Source organism: Accumulibacter sp. (genome assembly GCF_032229525.1).
Lineage (GTDB): Bacteria > Pseudomonadota > Gammaproteobacteria > Burkholderiales > Rhodocyclaceae > Accumulibacter.
This window is the reverse complement of record NZ_JAVTWB010000212.1, coordinates 1-5,280: the sequence shown is the minus strand read 5'-3', so window position 1 is coordinate 5,280 and position 5,280 is coordinate 1. Positions and strand designations below refer to the sequence as shown.

The following is a 5,280-nucleotide window of genomic DNA, read 5'->3' as shown; positions in this document are numbered from 1 at the left end:
CCGCTGACTTAGCCATTGCCCGCTATGCCGGCGCCATGTATGGATTGGTTCTCGATAACCGGACCGCCAACGAAGTGCTGGCGGCAGTCGCCAACACCGGCGTCAATCCCCTCCTGAACGCGGTGTACCTGCGTGATTTCGGCACCGCGACAAGCAACTCCGTCGCCGATACGATCGTCAAAAATCTGGGCCTGACCGGCGAAGCAGCCTTGCAAGGCGAAGCCTACCTCGTCGCCGTACTGAATGCCGCCGCCCCCGATCAGCGTGGCGCGGTCGTCGCGGATAGCCTGCAGCTGTTCGCCCAACTGACCAGCGACCCGACCTTTGGTGCCGCCGCCACCGCCTGGGAAGCGAAGGTTGCGAAGGCCGTGACTTACTTCCAGAGCCCCGGCAACACCGTGTTTGTTGGCTTCAATACGCTCGTCCCCGATCCAGTTGCCGCTGGCGAGACGCCCACACCCACCACCCATCCAGTCGATGGAGGCGAGACGTCCCCGCCCCCTAGCAGTCCACCCACCACTCCTGGCCCGTTCACACTCACTACCAATGCCGACACGCTCAGCCCGACGTCGTCTGTGCCCGGGAGCAAGACCACCGCTGGTGACGACGTCATTCTCGCGATTAGCGCTGGCAGCCTCCAGTCAGTCGATTCTGTCGATGCTGGCGGTGGCACGGATACGATGAACATCTCCGACGGCGCTATTGAGGCTGGCGCGGTGCCTGTGCTGACGTCGGTTAACCATATCAACCTCACTGATTCAACCGGGGCCACCCTGGATCTGCTGAACTCCAGCGGATACGAGGAAATCATCGTTACCCAGACCGCTACCGTGCCATTTATTACCACCACCATCACCAACGTTGCCAACCTGACGAACACCGTCTTCGGCGTTGGCAAGAACACCGAGTGGGGGTTCATCGACATTAAAAACGTGCTTGGGTCGCTGGCCGGCGGCGACGACATCCTGCAACTTGCGGCCAAGGACAACAACGGCAACCCAGCCTCATTCAAGTCTGCGACTGACGCTGCTGCCATCGAAGGCATTTCCATCGATGCTCGCGGTACCAATACCAGCAGAACCTCGGTTGTCGGCGATAATGCGAATGACGTAATCGACATCAGCGCCTTGACCAACGTCAAAACCCTGACCATCACGGGCAATGGTCACATTGACGTGGCGGCGCATGGTTCTCCCGTATTGGAGACCGTTGACGCCTCTACCGCCAGCGGCCGTGTCGTGGTGGCTGCACATGGTTCCACTACCTATCAAACCATCACCACCGGTTCCGGCGACGACACCGTTTGGGCTGGCTCGGGCGGCGCGAAAATCATGACCTTTGGCGGCGACGACACCCTGTATGGGGGTCCGGGCGACGACATCCTTGACGGTGGCCTGGGCACGGACGAGTACATCGGTTGGACCGGCAACGATACCTTCGTTGTCGAGACCAGCACGATCGACTTCGTGGGCTCCGACACAATGGTGGACTTTAATGGCAACACCGCTGGTGAGGCTGACCGCCTGCAGTTCGTTGGTGGACCGGTTGGGTCCCTAAGCAACTACTTCGAAGGCACGATAACGGGTGGAGGTTTCCTAAACGCCCTTGCCGCTGCCAACATTGCGTTGGCGGCCGACCCTTTGCGGGTCTACGTCGCTATTGAAGATTTCGGCGGCAGCAGCTACGTGTTCTTCGACGGCGACGGTGACCACCAACTGTCGACCAATGGCGCTGATTTCGCGGTGCACTTGATCGCTGTCGGGATTGTTGGCATTGCTTTTGGTGACATCGCTGCTGGTTGATTACCAGCGCAGCTTGCGCCGGCCTGATTTAGCGCCAACCAGGCCGTTGCACCCTATTCTTCGCACGAGGGGCAGGGTTTCTTGTGCTTCTTCGTCGAGCCGCCGCCGGGGTCCGCGGCCGCCGGGTAGAGCAGAGGCTTTCGCCTGCCCTCCCTCATCAAACCACGCATGCGGTTTTCCCGCACACGGCTTTCCGGTGCTCTTCACGCCGCAGCATGCGCCGACTTCGCGGTATTGATTCTGCTCGCCCAGTAGAAAGCGCCGACCTGTGCCTTGGCATGATCAGCGGCACGAATCCCGAGGCCGACTAGCAGTTCCTTCGCCGGCGCCCAATCCCTCGATTCTCCGGCGACAACCACGGCAAGCAAGGCCCCCAGCACGCCCTTTCCGGACGACAGGGCATCGGCAATGTCTGACGGCAGCGGCAACTCCTCCAGGATGTCACCGATCGGCATCTTGAGCAGGATGTCGAGCAAGGAGAATGTGCCGGTGATAAAAGCGGCGTCGGCGACCTCCGGGGAGTCACTCGTCGAAGCACTGGCGGCGGCCAGCAACTCCATCTGGCGGCCCCGCGCAGCCGCAAGTTGCAGCAAGGGGTTGGGCTGGTTGCCGTGCGCCAACTGGTCGGCATAAACGAGCAATTGCAACCAGCGCTGCAGCTGACGTCGACCGAGCAGCGCGATGGCCTGATGAAAGCTGCCGATCTCCGTCCTGGCGCCGACGGCGACCGAATTGACCAGGCGCAGCAGATTGTACGAGAGGCGCGCCTCCTGCCGAAAGATCTCCTCGATGTCGCGGCTGTCGGCATCCTGAAGGACCAGGTTCAGCAGCCGCAGGACACTCAGCCGGGCCAGGTCCGGCGGTCCCTCACCAAGCGGGTCGTTGATCGTCACGAAGCTGCTGTCGGCGTAGTCGAAGCGATTGTCTACCAGCCATTCGAACAAGGCCGCGGATCCGACGCCGGTGGCGATCTTGCGGCAACCAGCCTGCTCGAGAAGAATGAGATCGAATGCCGGGAGTTGGTAGCGGGCAAACGCCGCGTCGAGCGACAGGTGATCGAAAAGCGCAGGCGGAATGCGCTTGACGAGGTCTGGGCTATCGAGCTGCAGGGCCAGGTGGCGCCCTTTTTTGCGCCAGCGCCTGCACGCTTCGACCGTCGGCCCGTCGTCCAGCGCCGCTGCCGAGAGAACGAAGATGGCTTGGTCGACCTCGAATTTGTCGATAAACTCGTTTTCCGTCAGCCACACCGGGTCGATCGACAGCACCAACGGCAAGGAGCTGGCGAGAGGAGCGGCGCCGGCATCGACAAAGCACCTCACCAGGTCACTGGCATCGGTCGGCTGCGAACCGGCGATAGACCAGTCGAGCGCTGCCCAGCTCTTGTCGGCGGCAAGCAGAGGTCGAAAGCAGGAATAGGGATAATCCGGATCCGGCATGGTCATTGTTTCGTGGTGTGGGTCGAATTCCTGTGGCCCTGAGATGACCTGAGCCGGTCACCGTAGCGCGTCCATGTTAATAGGACAGGCGCTGAACTCGAACCCAGAATCATCATCTTCAAGGAGAGGTAACGGCATGGCACAGATTTTCTTTGGTTTTCGCCGACTGGCAACGGCACTCGTGCTGCTGCTGATCATGCTTTCGTCCTCCGTCGAGGCGCGCGAACTGCGCCTGGCGACGACCACCAGCACCGACAACTCGGGTCTGCTGCGCGCCATCCTGCCGCAGTTCGAGTCGGCGCGGGGCGTTAAGGTACATGTCGTGTCGGTCGGCACCGGCAAGGCCCTCAAGCTGGCCGAGAACGGCGATGTCGATGTGGTGCTGGTGCACGCCCGAGGCGCCGAGGACGCGTTCGTCGCTGCCGGACACGGCATCAACCGACGCGACGTAATGTACAACGACTTTGTGCTGGTCGGCCCGAAGGCCGACCCGGCCGGCGTACGCGGCGACACCCAGGTATTGCAGGCGATGCAGAAGATCGCCGCCAGTGAGGCGCGTTTCGTCTCGCGCGGCGATGATTCGGGAACCGAACGGATGGAAAAGAGCTATTGGCGCGCGCTCGGCATTGCCCCCGCGGGAAAACCGTGGCACGTTGCCGCCGGCCTGGGGATGGGCGAAGTGTTGACCATGGCCGGGGAGATGCAGGCGTACACGCTAGCGGATCGTGCCACTTACGCCACCTACCAGGCCAAGACCGGCCTGGAGATCCTGGTTCAGGGTGACCAACGGATGTTCAATCCCTACGGCATCATCGCCGTCAATCCGAAGAAATACCCGGAGATCAATTTCGCCGACGCCATGGCGCTGATCGACTGGTTCACCAGCCCCGCCGGACGGGCGGCGATCAGGGCGTTCAGACCCCAGGGCGAGCCGTTGTTCTTCGTGACTCCTGACAGCAACAAGTAGCAGACCAGCCTTGAGCCTTGTCGACGCCAGCAACGCGGCGCTACGGCTGCTACTGTCCGGCGATGCGGACCTTTGGGGTATCGTCGCCGTGTCGCTGTCGGTGACCCTGCGCGCCATGCTCATCGCCATGCCGCTGGGCATCGGCCTAGGCTATCTGCTGGCGACGATCCAGTTCCCCGGACGGCGAACGCTGATTGTCGTCGTCCAGGGCCTGTTGGCATCGCCGACGGTGGTCGTTGGCCTACTCCTCTATCTGCTGCTTTCGCGCCAGGGCGTGTTTGGCCAACTGCACTTGCTATTCAGCCAGACGGCGATGGTCATCGGCCAGGTGCTGATTGCCCTGCCGGTCTTGATCGCTTTCTCGCTGTCGGCGATCCAGGGGGCTGACCCGCGTGCACGCGAGACCGCCGTGGCGCTCGGCGCATCGAAGCCACGCATCGCCTGGACGATGCTGGTCGAGGTTCGCTTCGCGCTGATGGCGGCGGTCTGCAACGCCTTCGGCCGCGTCGTCTCGGAGATCGGCTGCTCGCTGATGGTCGGCGGCAATATCGCCGGCGTGACGCGCAACATCCCGACCGCCATTGCCCTCGAAACGAGCAAGGGCGATTTCGCACAGGCCATTGCCCTGGGCATCGTGCTGATGGTCGTCGCGCTGGGCATCAATTCGGCCTTCGCCTTCTTTCAGGGGGAGTCCCGGCGATGAGCCTGCTGACCGTATCCGGGCTGGCCAAGCGCTTCGGCGAACGACAACTGCTGGCAATCGACACCCTGACCCTGGCTGCCGGCAAGAGCTACGTGCTGACCGGCGAAAACGGCAGCGGCAAATCAACCCTGCTGCGCATCCTGGCCGGCATCGAAGCGCCGGACAGCGGAGTCGGACACTACGGCGCGCAAGCTTTCAACTGGCAGCCCTATCCCGACTGGCTGCGCCACGAAGTGATCTACGTCCATCAGCAGCCCTACCTGTTTCATACCAGCGTCGCCGACAACATCGCTTATGGGCTGCGCGCCAGGGGGATCGAAGCGGGCCAGCGCGAGCGGCTGGTCACCGCCGCCATCGCCTGGGCGCGCCTCG

General features: G+C 62.6%; 5 protein-coding genes. 4 read left to right on the top strand and 1 reads right to left on the bottom strand.

Translation table 11 applies throughout. The annotated features are described in order from the left end of the window. A partial coding sequence (locus RUW20_RS17245; protein WP_313953459.1) for a calcium-binding protein occupies positions 1–1,802 on the top strand: 1,802 nt, incomplete at its 5' end. A gap of 203 nt (positions 1,803–2,005) precedes the next feature. Here the strand turns inward: RUW20_RS17245 and RUW20_RS17240 are convergent. After that, complete coding sequence (locus tag RUW20_RS17240; protein WP_313953458.1) at positions 2,006–3,238, bottom strand: HDOD domain-containing protein; 1,233 nt, start codon at positions 3,236–3,238, stop codon at positions 2,006–2,008. 136 nt (positions 3,239–3,374) lie between these two features. On the opposite strand from RUW20_RS17240, the gene RUW20_RS17235 reads away from it, so the two are divergent. The 3 genes from RUW20_RS17235 to RUW20_RS17225 all read left to right on the top strand — a co-directional run. Then, positions 3,375–4,205 carry a substrate-binding domain-containing protein gene (locus tag RUW20_RS17235; protein ID WP_313953457.1) on the top strand — a complete coding sequence of 277 codons (831 nt, stop codon included), beginning with the start codon at positions 3,375–3,377 and terminating at the stop codon, positions 4,203–4,205. A 10-nt stretch (positions 4,206–4,215) separates the two neighbouring features. Next, a complete protein-coding gene (locus tag RUW20_RS17230) occupies positions 4,216–4,908 on the top strand; it encodes an ABC transporter permease (protein ID WP_313953456.1) in 693 nt (230 codons plus the stop codon). Next, positions 4,905–5,280 (top strand): ATP-binding cassette domain-containing protein (locus RUW20_RS17225; protein ID WP_313953455.1); only part of this gene is annotated, 376 nt, incomplete at its 3' end. The genes RUW20_RS17230 and RUW20_RS17225, both read left to right, overlap by 4 nt.

Coding starts and splice junctions, on each gene's coding strand:
- RUW20_RS17235 (WP_313953457.1), top strand. CDS start 3,375: ATGGCACAGATTTTCTTTGGTTTTCGCCGACTGGCAACGGCACTCGTG.
- RUW20_RS17240 (WP_313953458.1), bottom strand. CDS start 3,238: ATGCCGGATCCGGATTATCCCTATTCCTGCTTTCGACCTCTGCTTGCC.